The organism is Solwaraspora sp. WMMD937 (assembly GCF_029581175.1).
Lineage (GTDB): Bacteria > Actinomycetota > Actinomycetes > Mycobacteriales > Micromonosporaceae > Micromonospora_E.
The window spans coordinates 2,356,941-2,372,085 of record NZ_CP120738.1; the positions used below are offsets into that span (position 1 = coordinate 2,356,941).

At 67.7% G+C, this 15,145-nt stretch carries 15 protein-coding genes; 10 read left to right on the forward strand and 5 right to left on the reverse strand.

The window, feature by feature from the left end:
- Nucleotides 1-37 precede the first annotated feature (37 nt).
- Both O7621_RS10185 and O7621_RS10190 read right to left on the reverse strand, forming a co-directional pair.
- Nucleotides 38-562 (reverse strand): hypothetical protein, encoded by a 525-nt coding sequence (locus O7621_RS10185; protein WP_282233732.1) that lies wholly within the window; start codon nucleotides 560-562, stop codon nucleotides 38-40.
- 730 nt (nucleotides 563-1,292) lie between these two features.
- A complete protein-coding gene (locus O7621_RS10190; protein WP_282233733.1) occupies nucleotides 1,293-1,595 on the reverse strand; it encodes a hypothetical protein in 303 nt (100 codons plus the stop codon).
- A 151-nt stretch (nucleotides 1,596-1,746) separates the two neighbouring features.
- Between O7621_RS10190 and O7621_RS10195 the strand changes: the two genes are divergently transcribed.
- From O7621_RS10195 to O7621_RS10240, 10 genes are all read left to right on the forward strand, one after another.
- Nucleotides 1,747-2,562, forward strand: a complete 816-nt coding sequence (locus tag O7621_RS10195; RefSeq protein ID WP_282233734.1) for a hypothetical protein — start codon at nucleotides 1,747-1,749, stop codon at nucleotides 2,560-2,562.
- A 205-nt stretch (nucleotides 2,563-2,767) separates the two neighbouring features.
- Nucleotides 2,768-3,109 (forward strand): metalloregulator ArsR/SmtB family transcription factor, encoded by a 342-nt coding sequence (locus O7621_RS10200; RefSeq protein ID WP_282233735.1) that lies wholly within the window; start codon nucleotides 2,768-2,770, stop codon nucleotides 3,107-3,109.
- Between the two features lie 3 nt (nucleotides 3,110-3,112).
- On the forward strand, nucleotides 3,113-3,628 hold the full coding sequence (locus O7621_RS10205) for an SRPBCC family protein (protein ID WP_282233736.1): 516 nt from the start codon (nucleotides 3,113-3,115) through the stop codon (nucleotides 3,626-3,628).
- A gap of 211 nt (nucleotides 3,629-3,839) precedes the next feature.
- Complete coding sequence (locus tag O7621_RS10210) at nucleotides 3,840-4,280, forward strand: hypothetical protein (RefSeq protein ID WP_282233737.1); 441 nt, start codon at nucleotides 3,840-3,842, stop codon at nucleotides 4,278-4,280.
- 154 nt (nucleotides 4,281-4,434) lie between these two features.
- A complete protein-coding gene (locus tag O7621_RS10215) occupies nucleotides 4,435-5,934 on the forward strand; it encodes a hypothetical protein (RefSeq protein ID WP_282233738.1) in 1,500 nt (499 codons plus the stop codon).
- Nucleotides 5,935-6,117: 183 nt separating this feature from the next.
- Nucleotides 6,118-7,092: a hypothetical protein gene (locus tag O7621_RS10220; RefSeq protein WP_282233739.1), complete on the forward strand. Its 975-nt coding sequence runs from the start codon at nucleotides 6,118-6,120 to the stop codon at nucleotides 7,090-7,092.
- Nucleotides 7,089-8,816 carry an insulinase family protein gene (locus tag O7621_RS10225; RefSeq protein WP_282233740.1) on the forward strand — a complete coding sequence of 576 codons (1,728 nt, stop codon included), beginning with the start codon at nucleotides 7,089-7,091 and terminating at the stop codon, nucleotides 8,814-8,816. Before O7621_RS10220 ends, O7621_RS10225 begins: the two co-directional genes overlap by 4 nt.
- A gap of 94 nt (nucleotides 8,817-8,910) precedes the next feature.
- Nucleotides 8,911-9,294, forward strand: coding sequence for a DUF1622 domain-containing protein (locus O7621_RS10230; RefSeq protein WP_282233741.1), 384 nt, complete (start codon nucleotides 8,911-8,913; stop codon nucleotides 9,292-9,294).
- An 82-nt stretch (nucleotides 9,295-9,376) separates the two neighbouring features.
- Nucleotides 9,377-9,829 carry a ChaB family protein gene (locus O7621_RS10235; protein ID WP_282233742.1) on the forward strand — a complete coding sequence of 151 codons (453 nt, stop codon included), beginning with the start codon at nucleotides 9,377-9,379 and terminating at the stop codon, nucleotides 9,827-9,829.
- 244 nt (nucleotides 9,830-10,073) lie between these two features.
- A complete protein-coding gene (locus O7621_RS10240) occupies nucleotides 10,074-11,267 on the forward strand; it encodes an acyl-CoA dehydrogenase family protein (RefSeq protein WP_348775295.1) in 1,194 nt (397 codons plus the stop codon).
- 490 nt (nucleotides 11,268-11,757) lie between these two features.
- On the opposite strand, the gene O7621_RS10245 is transcribed toward O7621_RS10240, so the two are convergent.
- The 3 genes from O7621_RS10245 to O7621_RS10255 form a co-directional block, all read right to left on the reverse strand.
- Nucleotides 11,758-12,102, reverse strand: coding sequence for a VOC family protein (locus O7621_RS10245; RefSeq protein ID WP_282233744.1), 345 nt, complete (start codon nucleotides 12,100-12,102; stop codon nucleotides 11,758-11,760).
- A 134-nt stretch (nucleotides 12,103-12,236) separates the two neighbouring features.
- Nucleotides 12,237-13,664 carry an MFS transporter gene (locus O7621_RS10250; RefSeq protein ID WP_282233745.1) on the reverse strand — a complete coding sequence of 476 codons (1,428 nt, stop codon included), beginning with the start codon at nucleotides 13,662-13,664 and terminating at the stop codon, nucleotides 12,237-12,239.
- A gap of 136 nt (nucleotides 13,665-13,800) precedes the next feature.
- Nucleotides 13,801-14,802 carry an alpha/beta hydrolase gene (locus O7621_RS10255; RefSeq protein WP_282233746.1) on the reverse strand — a complete coding sequence of 334 codons (1,002 nt, stop codon included), beginning with the start codon at nucleotides 14,800-14,802 and terminating at the stop codon, nucleotides 13,801-13,803.
- Nucleotides 14,803-15,145 lie beyond the last annotated feature (343 nt).

The window sequence follows — 15,145 nt, forward strand, 5'->3', positions numbered from 1 at the left end:
TAGGGTTAAGGCGACACTCTGCGCTGGATGCTGCTCCTCATTGAGTCTGGCGACGTCTGCCGGTCGTCGCCAGACCCACGGCGATCGCGTCAGTAACCTTTTCGGGAAGCGACGACACATAGGCCAGTTCGTGTCGATGGATCCGGTCATGGATGTGACCGATTCGCAGCAGATGCACGGCTACACGTATGCGGGTAACAGTCCGGTGACGTTGTCTGACCCGACTGGTTTGTATGTGACGGGGGACAACGAGGGGAAGCTGAAGGCGTATCCGCAGACGGGTGGCGGGCACGAAATCCGTGATCAGCGGCCAAAGGTGACGCCGAAGGAGACGAACGACGGCGGGAACGCGGGGCCGAGTGATGAGGATGTCGAGCGGGCGAAGGAGATCGCTCAAAGCTGTCAACGCGTCGAAGAAGACCGGCAACCCCGTCCAAAAACAAGCCCAGGCCAAAACCAACCCCAAAGCCTCCACCAGCAGCGGAGGCCGCGGCCGGACCAGCGCAGGAGGCGGGAGCGGCAAGGCCACCTCCAAACCCGGCGGCAACACCGGCGCCAGCACCCGCTCCAACGGTGGATCCAGCGGCGGCGGCGGTAAGCTAGGGAGCGAAGAAGGTGGGACCAAACTATATCGAGCGCCACACCGGGGAAATAAGGACGCTGAGGCAAATGGACTTGATCCCGCCAACCATCCGGATAACGGCAGACATCCCGGAACAGCCTATCTCGGCGACACTGAGGAGGTGGCTCAGCAGTACGCCGTACAAGGAATTTACGAAGACGGCTACTGGGAGTACAGAATGAAACCAGAATTCGAAACACATTTTCCCCGCATCCCAGTATCGACGCACCCACGACAATAAGCCGGGTGAGTATCAGTGGCTTATTCCTAGAAGTAAGATAGCAATGCTCAATCAGCTAATAGATGGCCGTAGGTGGATAAACTTCTATCAGGGGTACAAATGGTAGATGAAGATCGACAATGGCGGGAGGCCAACCTCCGCAAGTTCCAGATCGTACAGTGCGTCGTGACGGGACATCGGGAACACTTCGGTGTCGAGGTATCTCTGACATCCCCTCCCTCGGGACTCCACGCATTCATCGATTTCGTCATGCTCGCCGAGGCGGGTACGCGGGTTACGCCCTCCGATTTTCCACCGGTTGGCAGCGCGATCGAAGCAGTGGCGATCGACTTTATGCCGTGGGGCGAACTGCGGCTATCTGCCCGCCAGTCCTCAATCTCGAGGCAGCGAGAATTGGAATAGGTGCGCGGTCCATAGACGAGACATTCATCAGGTGATGATGAGGTCTTTGGTGTCGTTGCAGAATTGGCGGACGGCGGTGGTGCGTCGGTAGGGGCCGAGTGCGCCGACGAGGTTGCGGACGTGTTTGATGCACCTGGCGGAGGTGACCTGCCCGGTGAGGGTCTGGACGGCCTGGTTTCCGAGGGCGAGTGCCTTGTCCAGTTCGGGTTGGTCCTGCCGGACGTAGGTGGTGGCGAGCAGGGCGTTGCGTAGTGCTCCTTCGCGGCTGTACTCGTCGTCCTGGAGTCGTAGCGCGGCTCGGAGGTGTTCGCGGGCGCGGGTCCACACCACGGCCGCCGCCGTCGAACACCTCCGCACCGCCCTCGCCCGCTACGACACCCCCACCCCCGACCAACCCACACCGCCCGCCGACGACCTGCACCACCGCATCCAGTACGCCCACACCGCCTACCAGCACGCCCACTACCCACAACTGCTCCGCATGCTGCCCGACCTGCTCACCCACACCCGCCACACCACCACCAGCGACGCCCCCGACGCCGCGTACCTGCTCACCCGCGTCTACCGGCTCACCGCCCACCTGCTGACCAAACTCGACGAACCCCACCTCGCCTGGCTCGCCGCCGACCGCGCCATCGCCACCGCCAACAACCACCCCCGGCACACCGCCGCAGCCGCCACCGCCCTCACCCAGGCACTCCGCGCCGCACACCGCAGCACCCTCGCCACGCGAGCCGCGCTCACCGCCGTACCGCTGATCGACCCGGCCACGACCGACCACCCGGCACCGGACGACCAGGCCCTCGCCGGCACCCTGCTGATCGAAGCCGCCCTCGCCGCCGCCACCGGCAACGACCCCGCCACCGCCCACCAGCTCACCGACCACGCCGACACACTCGCCGCCACCATCAGCCACCACCAGCGGCGCCCCGACCACGGCGACACCACCACCGCCTTCGGGCCGACCGCGGTCACGCTCGCCCGCGTCCACCTCGCCGCCGCCCTCGGCGACCCGCACCAGGCCATCACCCACCACCAGCACGCCACCGCCGGTCACGGCTGGCGGGAGCTACCCGCCGAACACCGCGCCGCCCACCTCATCGACATCACCCGCGCCCACCTCGACACCGGCAACCCCACCGCCGCCGCCCGCGCCATCATCACCGCCGACCAGATCGCCCCCGCCGAAACCCGCACCCGGCCGGTCGCCCACGCCGTCGTCGCCACGCTCCTACGGGCCGGCCCCACCCCCGACCTGACCCGCCTCGCCACCACCATCGGCCTCACCCCAGCCTGACCCCTACCAGCCTCCTCAGGTAGCGGTGTCACGTGGCGCTTTGCCCGCCGACACGGACAACCGGGCAGTCACAAGCAGTGTGCGATCCGGGCTCGTCCGCTCGGATTCAGGTAGTTGGCGTCCTCCAGTTTTGGTAGTTCGCCGGTGCGTTGCTGAGCGGCATGGCCGGCTTGACGCATTCCGTTATGGGAATATGATGGCTGGCGTGGCACGAGCAGCGACGACGTCGGACGTCTTCAACGCGATCGCCGAGCCGCAGCGCCGGGACATCCTGGCGCTGCTGCGGGCGGGTGAGTGGCCGGTGACCGACCTGGCCCGGGAGCTGGGGATGAGTCAGCCACGGGCGTCCAAGCACCTGCGGGTGCTCCGGGAGGTGGGGCTGGTGCGGGCCCGCGAGTCGGGCAAGCAGCGCCTCTACGGCCTGGACGCCGGCGGCCTGCGGCCGATCCACGAGTGGGTCGGCGGATTCGAGGAGTTCTGGAACGGCAGTTTCGACCGGCTGGACAGCTACGTGCAGGACCTCAAGCAGACACGACAGGAGCAGTGACCGATGGCAGGAGCAGAGCGGGAAACATCGGCGGAGCCGGCGACGGCCGACCGGGAGATCGTGATCTCCCGGGTCATCGACGCCCCACCGGAGCTGGTGTTCGAGGCGTTCACCGAGGTCCGGCACCTGTCACGGTGGTGGGGTCCGGAGGGGTTCAGCACCACCACGCGGTCCTTCGAGTTCCGGGTCGGCGGCGAGTGGGACTTCGTGATGCACGGCCCGGACGGCACCAACTACTCCGAATGGATCACCTGGACCGAGATCGTCCCACCGCAGCGGATCGCCCTGCTGCACGGCGAGTCCCGCGACGACCCGAACGCCTTCGAGTCGACCCTGGCCTTCGCGCCGGACGGTGCGGCGACGCGGATCGTGATGCGTACCGTCTTCCCCACCAGGGAGCTGCGCGACCAGGCCGTGGAGAGGTACCACGCGATCGAGGGCGGCGAGCAGACGCTGAGCAACCTGGCGGCCTACGTCGCCGAACTCACCCAGCGGCAGGGCAGCACCGGTCAAATGTAACTCGAAATGCAACCAGAGTCGTGGAAATGTAACTGGCCGAGAGTTACATTTGGCTGCTGGCGGAACGTCCTGCTCACGGTGTTGCTACGTGCCGAGCCTGCACGGAGGCGACGGCAGCGCGACCCGTTTGGTGACTGTGCGGTAACCGCGTACGCCGGTACGCTCCGGCGGTGGATCCGGCCGGGAAACCGGGCCCGGCGCGGGAGGCGGCATGGCGATCCACCACGAGAAGGTCTTCGGCGACGCGATCGTCGCGGCGATGTGCGCCGACGGCTGGATCGAAGGCGACCCGGCCGACTACCGGCCCGAACTGGGGCTCGACACCCGACAGTCGTCCACGTTCATCGGGGCGCCCCAGCCTGACGAGTGGGAAGAACCCGTCACCTACTACGGCGGCGACCACAACGAGGCCCAGCGTGGCTTCGCGTTGCGGCTCGACAGGGCGACTGCTGACGACGGCCTGCTCGACGTGCTCCGCAAAGGAGTCAGGGACCACGGGGTGCGGATCCGGCTCGCATACTGCCGTGCGTCGCTCGTGGAGTCCGACGCGATCCCTGACGCCTGCCGCAGCAACCGGCTCACCATGGTCCGCGACCCCACCGAGCTGATCTTCGCCCACCGGGCCACAAGGCCGGATCACCGCCGCCGCTAGGCGCTACCCCGGGGCACGCCCGGCGGCTATCGGCCGGAACGTCACGGGGTTGCGGTGCGTCATCGGTTGTGACTAATGTGCGCTGTCCTCTGTGACCCTCTCAGCTGAACCGCTGCTTCGACAATCCATCGGGGGAAACCGCAGCATGCCCAGAATGACAGTTTTCGGCCGGCTCGCCGCCGGTTGTGCCGCCACCAGCCTGGCCGCTCTTTCGATCGCCACCCCGGCACAGGCCGTGGAGACCGACGAGATCGCCTGGGTCTCGCCGTTCATCGAGTACGTGACCAACATCGGGATGGACGCGACCACACCGAAGCCGATCGAGATCACCATCAGCAACAGCTCGCCGACCTCGGCCGTCGACGTGTCGGTGACGATCGACGCGTCCGACGTGTCGGACGCGTTCCGGATCGACCTGCCCGGTGTCAGCCAGGGTTGCACGGTCGCCGGCAAGGTGGCCACCTGCATGCTCGACGAACTCGCCGGCGATGCGACGCACGCCTACCAGGTCGACGCCCTGCCGGGTGACCTGGACGTCCTGCGGTACTGGGGCGTCATCGAGGTCACCACCTCGGCCGCGAACATGCCCGAGGAGCAGCAGACCACCGGCAGGGTCCAGCTCACCGGGCCCGGGGTCGATCTCGTGGTCGGTGAGATCGACGACGTGACGCTGCAGCCGGGGGAGAGCACGAACGTGCCGGTTCAGGCCACGAACGTCGGCACGGTGGCCGCCGCCGGCGTCCAGGTGGTCCTGAGCACCGGCCTGGACCTCGAGCTGCCGGACCGGTACGACAACTGTGAGTACAACCCTGATCTCCTGGAGCTGACCTGCCAGATCCTCGGCGAGGTCGGCCCGGGTGAGGTGTTCACCCTGCACGAGGAGACCCCGCTGCGGGTCAAGGTCGGCGAGACCGCGCCCGGCCCCTCCGAACGGATCGTCGTGGTGGCGGTGCTGCCGCTGGGCGACGACGAGGTCGCGGCTCTCGGGGCGATGTCTGCCCGATCCGCCGGCAACGAGCTTCGTCTGGCCGCCCTGGATCCGCTGCCGGACATCAACGAGAGCGACAACTGGACCGAATTCCTGGTCACTATTCCGAACCAGCCGGCCGACTCGGTGGCGATCGGTGCGACGGTGCAGGGGGCGGTCGGCGACGTGGTCGACATCGAGGTCGGCATGCGCAACGACGGCCCGGCCGACCTGATCCTGCCGGGCGAGGCGTGGGCCCCGTCCGCGCTGGTGACGCTGCCTGTCGGAGTCGAAGCGGTTGCCGTCGGTGACCGCTGTGCCCCGGTCGTCGACGGGAGCCCGGTCTGGGACGACCGCGGTCAGCCCAACGGCCTGGTCTACTTCTGCCGGCCCACGCACAGTCCGGTGGCGGGGGAGACGTTCCACTACCCGTTCCAGGTGGAAATTGTCGGCGTGGCCGGTGCTGCCGGTTCGATCGTCATCGACGGCGGCGTGCAGGACCCGGACACCGACAACAACACCGCCGAGATCACCCTCGGCAGCGGCGGCGAAGGTGCCGGCGGCGGGCTGCCGGTGACCGGGGCAAGCGCCGGGTTGCTCGCCGGCCTCGGCGCGGTCCTCGTCGTCGCAGGTGCGGTGGCCGTGGTGATGTTCCGTCGCCGTCGGATCGTCACCGTCGTCGACTGACATTCAGAGGAGCATCCGACCGTACGCCGTCCAGCCGACCGTACGCCGTCCATGCGGACCCCGCCGGGATCGCCCGGCGGGGTCCGGATGCTGCCTGTCTCTGAGCGACGCGCCCCCGCGAGCAGCGTCCACGGCGGAAAACCGGGTCCCCGCCGTTGACGGCAGCCCTCTACTATGCGCCGCATGCCTGCCGCACCACCGCTCACCCTCACCACCGATCTCACAACCGGCTATCCGGAGCTCGTCGAGCTGCGTGCCGCGCTCGACCAGGCGGACTGGGCCGCCGCGTCGCGGCTGTTCACCGGTCAGCCGCCCGCCGGACCGACCAGGCCGTCCGGCGTCGGCACCGAACTGATCTGGTACGCCAGCTCGGTCGACGCCGCCCACGACGTGGCCCGACGCCGACACGACGCCGACCCGACCGACGGTCCCGCCGCCGCGCTGCTCGGCGCCTGTCTGATCAAGCATGCCTGGGCGGTCCGCACCAGTTTGCGCGCCGCGCATGTCAGCCGCGACCAGTTCCGCGAGTTCCACCGGATCCTGCGCGACGCCGAACGGGTGCTCATCGACGCGACCGCGTACCACCCGGACAACTGCGCGGCCTGGACGTACCGCCTCGTCACCGCCCGGGGTCTGGAGCTGGGCCGGTCCGAGGCGCGTCGGCGCTACGACCGGCTCGCCGAGACCGACCCGCACCACCTCCCCGGGCAGCGGCAACTACTGCAGCAGTTGTGTCCGAAGTGGGGCGGTTCGTTCGAGCAGATGCACGCCTTCGCTCGGGAGGCGGCTGCCGCAGCGCCAGCGGGTGCGCTCAACGGCAGGCTGGTCGCCGAGGCCCACACCGAGCACTGGTTGGAGCTGGAAGGCCGGGCGCAGCGCGACTACTGCGCCGACCCGAAGGTGCGTCAGGAGCTGCGCGACGCCGCCGCCAGGTCGGTGCTGCATCCAGACGCGGAGCAGTCGTACGGGTGGGTGGAGGCGCACAACGCCTTCGCCATGATCTTCAGCGTTATCGGCGATCACGCCGCCGCCGCACCGCACTTCGCTGCGGTCGGCAACCTGGTCGCTGCCGATGCCTGGGCGTACCTCGAGGACCCGGTGGCGGCGTTCGGACGGTTCCGTGAGCTCGCGACGAAGGCAGCAGGTGAGGCACGATGATCCGGCAACTCGACGTCGACGGGATCCCGGCGCTGCTGGCCCCGACCGGAGGGCCCACGCACGCCGGGCTGATGTTCCGGGTCGGCCAGGCCGACGAGACGCTGGCCCGGCGTGGCCTCACCCATCTGCTCGAACACCTCGTGCTGCATCCGCTCGGCGCCGCCGACTACCACTACAACGGCACCACCGGCAGTGTGGTGACCCACTTTCACCTGTCGGGCTCCGTCGACGACATCACCACCTTTCTGACCGGGGTGTGTAGGTCGTTGCGGGAACTGCCGGTGCACCGCCTGGACACCGAGAAGGCGATCCTGGACACCGAGTGGGCCGGCCGGCCGGCTGCCGCCACCGACCAGTTGCCGCTGTGGCGCTACGGCGCGCGTGACTACGGGCTGGGTGCGTATGCCGAGCTCGGATTGCCCGCGATCACCGCCGAGGACCTGCAGGAGTGGGCGGCCCGGTACTTCACCCGGGAGAACGCGGTCCTCTGGCTGGCGGGTGCCGAGTTGCCGCCGGATCTGCGGCTGGAGTTGCCGTCCGGGACCCGGATGCCGGCCCCTGCCGCCTCGTCGGCGCTGGCGGGTACGCCGGCGTTCTTCTACGGGCCGGGTCGGGCGACCGCGATGGACGCGGTGGTGCCTGCCGGGGCGGCCGCCCGGGTGCTCAGCGGTGTCGTCGAGCGGGAGCTGTTTCGGGCGCTGCGGCAGCGGGACGGCCTGTCATACACGACCGCCACCGACTACGAGCCACGAGGCGACGGCAACGCGGTGGTCACCGCCCTCGCGGACGCTCCCAACGGCAAGGAGGACGCGGTACTCGGTGGCTTCGTCGATGTACTGGCCAAGATCCGGGTGGGTCGGATCGACGAAGCGGACGTCGCCGCTGTCGTCGGTAAGGCCACCGAGGCGCTGTCCAGCGTGGAAGCGGACGGCGCGCGGCTGCCGTCGATCGCGTTCAACCTGCTCACCGGCCGGCCGGTGCGGTCCAGTGACGACCTGACCCGGCAGTTGAAGGAGGTCACCGTCGAGTCGGTGCATGCGGTGGCGACCACCGCGCACGCGTCGTCGCTGCTGATGGCGCCCCGTGGCCGGGGTGCCGACTGGGCCGGTTTCACCCGGGCCGAGCCGGGCCTGGTGGGGTTGCTTCCCGGCACCAGCCACCGAGGGCTGGGCGGGCTGGACGGCCAACGGCTGATCGTCGGGGCGGAGGGGGTCAGCCTCGTCACCGGGTCCGGGCAGTCCGGGCAGGTGGTATCGGTGCGCTACGACCGTTGCGCGGCGATGCTGGCCTGGCCGGACGGTGGCCGTCAGCTCATCGGTGACGACGGCGTCAGCCTGCAGTTGGAACCGACGGTCTACGAGGGTGCCACCGCCGAGCTCGCCGATGCAGCAGTCCCGGTGCAGTCCCGGATCGACCTGCCGGCCCGGGACCCGGCGGAGATCCCGCAGCCGGAGACCGTCGCCGGTCCGGCCGGGCGGCATCCCCGGTCGGGCGTCGCCGGCAGCGGGGTGGTTGCCCGGTTCCGAAGCCTGGGCAGCGACCAGCAGTTGAAGGTCGGCGCACTGGGGCTGATCACGCTCGTCGTCGGGGTCGCCGTGCTCAGCCTGACCATCGCCATGATCGTCGGAGCGGTCGACTTCCGGGTGCTGAGCGCACTCGGCAGTTGGATGATCGCCGGCTACCTGGGCAGGGCGTTTCTGAAGGCCTGGAACGAGGGCAGATAAGAGACCAAGTCTGAAATCTCGCTTCGTGCGCGTATAGCACGATTTATCCTGACCATGCACCGGGCGTCGACCGAGATGGACTTCGTGGTCAGAGATGAACTTCGAGACAGCTGTCCTGTTCATCGGTACGACGGTTGACGCCCTCGGTGTGCTGATCATCCTCACCGGCCTGGTCGTCGGCACGGTGCTCTACCTGCGAGGCGCGTTTCGTGAGCGGAACATGCGGGCGACCTACCGCCGGTACCGGCAGGACATCGGCCGGGCGATCCTGCTCGGGCTGGAGTTTCTCGTCGCCGGGGACATCATCCGTACCGTGGCGATCTCGCCGACCTTCCAGAGCGTCGGGGTGCTGGCAATGATCGTCGCGGTGCGTACCTTCCTCAGCTTCTCCCTAGAGGTCGAGCTGGATGGCCGGTGGCCGTGGGGCCGGCGACGTCGCACCGGCGACGACGCCGCGGCGATGGAACGACAGGCATGACCGGCGGCGTCGTGGGTACCGGATGTGGTACGGCGAAATTCGGTGCCGTCCCCGGCGCCGACGACGTCCGTGAGGAGGAACGATGGGCGCCAAGCGGGAGAAGGCCGACAAGCATCAGCAGGCCGAGCAGATGCGCGACGACGTGCCCAGCACGATCGCCCGATCCGATGACAAAGCCGTACGGACCTACAAGAAGACCCTGGAATCGGCCGAGGAGAGTTACGGCGACCCGGCGCGGGCGCACCGCGCGGCGTACGCCTCGTTGAAGCACAGCCACGAAAAGGTCGGCGACCACTGGCAGCCGAAGGACAGCTCGGGCCCGTCCGATCCACAGGCGGCCCAGGGCACGCCCCGGTCGCTGCACCAGCCCCGGGAAACCGCTCAGGGGGTCGACGCGAACGCCAGCAAAGGCCACCTCGACGACGTGGCGCGCCAGGTCGGCATCGACCACCCGCAGGACATGAACAAGGACGACCTGGTCGAAGCGATCGAGAAGGCGAACGCAAGGGCGACCGCGAGGGCCCGCAAGAGGTGACGGTGCCGGCGGTCCGGCCGCTCGGACGATGCAGAGCCGATCCGTAGCGGTCGGGCGGCTGCACCCCGGTCGGCGCGGGCAGACTCGACGGGGCGGAAAGGGCACCTTCTCCAGATCAGTGCAGCGCAGCTCCGGCGGTTGCCGCGACCGCCGCCGTCAGGTCGCGGCAATCAGGAAGAGGCGCGATCGTGCTGCATATGCGATGGTCGATTCACGTTGCAGGTCCCCCCTCTGGAGGCGGAAAGTGTCGATCACTGAACTTTCGAGACATCAACCTACACTCGAACAGGTGAAGAGCTCCTTGTCGGAGTTGGTGCCCACGCTCAGGGAGAAGGCTCAATGGTCGGAGGAGAACCGGCGTCTTCACGATGACTCTCTCCAGGCCCTCGCTGATGCCGGGGTCTTCAAACTGCGGATGCCGGCTCGCTACGGAGGGTTCGAAGCCGATACACGTACGTTGGTGGATGTCGCTATCCAGCTCGGCCGGGCGGACGGCGCGTTGGCCTGGACTGTATCGACCTACTGGATCGCCTCCTGGATCGTGGGCCTGTTCCCGGATGAGGCCCAGGATGAGGTCTTTGCCTCGCCTGACGTGCGGATCTGCGGTGCGGTCAGCCCGAGCGGTACTCTCGTGCCGGTCGAGGGCGGTGCTGTGCTGAACGGCTCGTGGCATTTCGTCAGCGGCGCGCTGCACGCGGACTGGCAGGAACTGGCTACCATCCGACTGCGGCCGGGTGCGGACCCAGAGCCGGTCATCGCCGCCGTGCCGATGTCGAGCCTTCAGATCGTCGACGACTGGCACACGTCCGGGATGGCCGCAAGCGGCAGCGTCACCACGACGGCGAAGGATGTCTTCGTTCCCGAAACGCACATTATCCCGTTGGATTCGGCAATCCGACCGAATTCTCTTTCGAAGCTGGGCGCTGACTCGCCCATCTACCGGAGCCCAACGATCCTGGCCGGTTCTGCGGCAACGGTCGGCATTCTGGTCGGGATGGCGAAAGCGGCGCGCGAGGCATTTTTCGAGCGCATGCCGTCCCGGCCGATCCGGTACACCGACTACGAACACCAGGCAGAGGCGCCGGTCACGCACATCCAGGTCGGTACCGCCGTGATGAAGACCGAGCAGGCCGAGTACCACGCGTACCATGCTGCCTCGCTGGTCGATGCCAAGGCCGCCAGCGGTGAGCCGTGGACGACCGAGGAGCGCGCCCGGGTGCGCGCCGACGAGGGCTGGGCCACCAGGTTGTCCAAGGAGGCCATCGACATCTACGCGTCGGCCAGCGGAGGCTCGTCGATCTACCGCAACGAGCCGATCCAGCGAGTCGTCCGGGACATCCACGCAATCAGCGTGCATCCGATGTTCAGCCCGGACAGCAACACCGAGACGTACGGGCGGGTGCTCTGCGGGCTGCCGCCCAACACGATGTTCATCTAGGGGAGACGGCCGGGGTCACCGCCGTAGAACCGGTGGTGACCCCGGAAGGCCCTCGGCGGTCGTCCGTGGTGCGAGACCGTCGTAGCCGGGCAGAGAGCCGCTGCGCTTCAGGCGCAGCGGCTCTCTGCTGTTGGGACGGGGCCTGATTGCGGCAGGAGCGGGCGGACCCCCAGTCGGGCAGCGGCAACGGCCGGCAGGTCAGCGATCTGTCTGTGCCGGTTCCATGGGCGGACATCGGCGGACTCGTACCCCGCAGCACGACCGGCTCTCAGCCGACTGCCCGACGGTCCTGCCCGCAGCCCTGTCCCTGGATCTGCGCATCGCGGACGGATCTACGATCCTCAGGCAGGCAAGGGCAGGCGACAGATTCCGACGCTCCGGACAGTTTTGCTCTGCCCAGCATGTGCCCCTGGACAGCGGCGTGCCCGGCCAGCGAACGGGGGAAGCTGGCCGGGCACGGGTTTGGTAAGGGCAGGACGCGCTTGTCGCCCTACTTGAACTGGATGATCTGCAGGTAGTTGCCGTCCGGGTCGGTGAACGTTCCGAATCGGCCGGAGGGGCGGTCGGCGACAGGGGAGAGCCACTCGACGCCGGCGGCGCGCAGCTGCGCCTCCATGGCGTCGAAGTCGTCGACGTGGAAGTTGAGAATCATGCGACCCGGTTCGTTGTTCTTCGCGTCGACGTCGTCGCGGTTCTCAATGACCAGGAGGAAGCCGCCGAGGTTGATCGGGCCCTCACCGTTGTAGTCCGGGGCGAGTGCCTTGCGGTACCACTCCTTCAGCTCGGCGGGGCGGGTGGTACCGAGCAGGATGCTGCTGAGCTTTGGTGTGAGCATGACAAATCTCCTTTGTCGTTGGGTGCGAAGCTTCGTCGTCATCAGCCGGGGATGCCAGGTGTGCGTACGGGCCGGGTCGACTTGCCCTGGTGACGGCCTTCCGCGCGGCGGACTCAGTCCACCGACGTGGTGACTCAGTCCACAGACGCAGCCAGCTTTTGGCCGGAGGTCTGCTCCGCGGGTGTCTCCGCCACTGTAGTCTCGCCGTCACCTCCGCGCGGGCGTAGTCCGAACCAGATGAGGACCACACTAGCCAGTGTCACGGCGACGTTCACGCCCAACGCCAGCTGAATTCCGGTCAGCTCCACGCTCTGCGTGGCGGCGATCGACACCATGATCGGAGCGCCGATGGTAAGTGCCACCTGCTGGGTCATCGAGGTCAGGCCGGTGGCCAGACCCTGCTCCTCGTTGGGCAGACCGGAGGTGCCGACCACCGTGTACGAAACGATGCACGTGACGTGTACGAAGAAGCCGATGAACAGCGCGGGGATCAGGATCAGCAGAGCCAGCCGGTCGGTACCCAGGAAGGCCAACGGCAGGATCAGCAGGCCCTGCAGGGCCAAGCCCACACTAAGGACACCCCGGCTACCGTACCGACCGAGGATGCGTCCGGCGATCGGCCCTGCGGCGACTGCGGCCAGGCCGGGCACGCCGAAGGCGAGTCCCGTGGTCACCGGCGAGAAGTTCAGGACATTCTGCAGGTAGAGCGTCATCAGGAAGATCATGCCGGTCTCCATGGAGAAGATCACCAGACCGGCGTAGTTGCCCCATTTGACGGTGGGCCGCTTGAGGAAGCGGACCGGCACCAGAGGCGCGGACGAACGGCTCTCGACCATCCAGAACGCGACCAGCAGCAGCAGGCCGACGACGCCCCAGATGATGTTCTTCTCCATGACGGCGTAGACCACGGCCAGCAGACCGGCGGTCATGGTGACCGCGCCCGGGACGTCGAGCTTGACCCGGTCGGGAATTCGGCTCTCCTTGATCAGCATCGGGGTGACCACCAGGATGGCCGCCGCGATCGGGACGTTGACGAAGAACGCGGCCCGCCAGCTCAGCAGACTGACGAGGGAGCCGCCGAGAAGCGCCCCCGCCGTGAAGCCACCCGACAGGATGGCGCCGTTGAGACCGAGCGCCCGCTCCCGCATGCCACCCTCGGTGAACGAGGTGGTGATGAGCGAAAGCGCCGCTGGGACGGCCATCGCGGTCGCGGTGCCCTGTAGCGCCCGAGCGGCCAGCAGCATCTCGGGGTTCGTCGCGAAACCGCCGAGCAGTGACGCGCCGGCGAGCAGCACGATGCCGGACAGGAACAGCCGACGGCGACCGAACAGATCCGCCATCCGACCGAACAGGAGCATGAAGCCGGCCGCAGGCAGCGTGTAGGCGGAGACGATCCAGGGCAGCCCGGTCAACCCCAACCCGACGCCTGCGCCGACCTCGGGTAGCGCGACATTCAGGATCGAGTAGTCGGCAGCGAATACGAAGGCGGCGGCCAGCAGAACCAGCATGATCAACCGCTGCCGGCTACTGAACTGTAGTGGCGGGGATGTTTCGGTAGTCAAGATGTGATCCCTTCCTCGAAAGACCGATGTTGCCGACGATCAGCACGCTCTCCGGACTGGCCAGATGACTCGGCGGCGCACGCCGTTTGTCAGCGCAGGTCCGGAGAGCGTGGACCGGGTTTGCGTCGCGGTGTTGCTACAGGCCGGCGAGGAACTTCAGCAGCTCCGCGTTGACCTCCTCAGGTGCCTCCTGCTGCGTCCAGTGCCCGACGCCAGGCAGCACGGTGGTGCTGGTCAGACCGGGTACCAGGTACTTCAGGTTGGGAATCAACTGGTCCATCCCCGGCAGCTGGATGCTTCCGTCCCGGTCACCGTGGACGTACAACGCCGGTACCGTCACGGGCGCTCCCTGCCACGGCGCGGTCAGCTCCCAGCTCAGGTCGATCGTCCGCCACCAGTTCAGGCCCCCGGTGAAGCCGGTCCGGCTGAACTCGGCCGTGTAGTGGTCGAGGTCGGTCTCGGTCAGCCAACCGGGCAGCGTCGCCGGTTCGGGCATCAGGTCGAACAGCTTGCCGCCGGTCGGCACCACCGGCATGGTGGGCCCCGCTGCCTGTGGGGAGTTGCCGAAGCCCCAGTGGAAGATGCGAGTCAGGGAGGACCGCACGTTCTGCTCCAGCTCGGCCTCGGCGATACCGGGCTGCTGCAGATACTGCATGTAGAAGCCGTCGCCCAACGCTCCGCGCATCCCGGTCAGCGCGCTGACCGGACCACGCGGCAGGTAGGGCACGCTGAGCGAGACGACGCCACGAACTCGGTCGGGCCGCATCAGTGCGGCGTTCCACGCCACCGAGGTGCCGAAGTCGTGGGCGACCAGCACGGCCTGCTGCTCCTCCAGCGCGTCGAGCAGGCCGATCACGTCGCCGACCAGGTGCAGCTGGGAGTACTGCTCCACGGCGGTCGGCCGGTCGGTCTGGCCGTACCCGCGTAGGTCGGGGGCGACGACGTGGTATCCGGCGGCGGCCAGCGCTGGAATCTGGTAACGCCACGAGTACCACGACTCCGGAAAGCCGTGCAGCAGCACGACCAGCGGACCGTCGCCCTGCTCGGCAATGTGCATCTGGATGCCGTTGGTCTGTACGACGCGGTGACGGATACCGCTCGTCACGTCCTGGCCGGTGGCGGATTGTTCGTTGCTCACGGTGCACCTTCCTTCTTGGTCACGCTGAGTGGTTCCAACGAAGAATCCTCCCTTCCGGAACGTGCTTTTTCCACTTCTTACTTGCCCACGCTGGCCCGTTTTGGCCGTCGTGACAGATAGCGCCAGACAGGAATTTCATCCCGTGTTCGGTGTCCGTTGACGATGTTTTCCATCGCGAGGCGGCCACACCGGTCATAGGCGCATGAATTCGAGATTCGCCGACGGGTACGCGCGCCACGCGCTACACGACGTCGTACCCGTCGGCAAGGGATGACTGGTGCTCGTGCCGGTCGGTCAGCGCAACCAGCGATGCAGCATGCTCACCGGGTCAGCATGCTCACCG

What these genes read in the sequence shown, in the direction of transcription:
- O7621_RS10195 (WP_282233734.1), top strand. Translation starts at nt 1,747, where the DNA reads ATGCTGCCCGACCTGCTCACCCACACCCGCCACACCACCACCAGCGAC.
- O7621_RS10205 (WP_282233736.1), top strand. Translation starts at nt 3,113, where the DNA reads ATGGCAGGAGCAGAGCGGGAAACATCGGCGGAGCCGGCGACGGCCGAC.
- O7621_RS10210 (WP_282233737.1), top strand. Translation starts at nt 3,840, where the DNA reads ATGGCGATCCACCACGAGAAGGTCTTCGGCGACGCGATCGTCGCGGCG.
- O7621_RS10215 (WP_282233738.1), top strand. Translation starts at nt 4,435, where the DNA reads ATGACAGTTTTCGGCCGGCTCGCCGCCGGTTGTGCCGCCACCAGCCTG.
- O7621_RS10220 (WP_282233739.1), top strand. Translation starts at nt 6,118, where the DNA reads ATGCCTGCCGCACCACCGCTCACCCTCACCACCGATCTCACAACCGGC.
- O7621_RS10225 (WP_282233740.1), top strand. Translation starts at nt 7,089, where the DNA reads ATGATCCGGCAACTCGACGTCGACGGGATCCCGGCGCTGCTGGCCCCG.
- O7621_RS10230 (WP_282233741.1), top strand. Translation starts at nt 8,911, where the DNA reads ATGAACTTCGAGACAGCTGTCCTGTTCATCGGTACGACGGTTGACGCC.
- O7621_RS10235 (WP_282233742.1), top strand. Translation starts at nt 9,377, where the DNA reads ATGGGCGCCAAGCGGGAGAAGGCCGACAAGCATCAGCAGGCCGAGCAG.
- O7621_RS10245 (WP_282233744.1), bottom strand. Translation starts at nt 12,102, where the DNA reads ATGCTCACACCAAAGCTCAGCAGCATCCTGCTCGGTACCACCCGCCCC.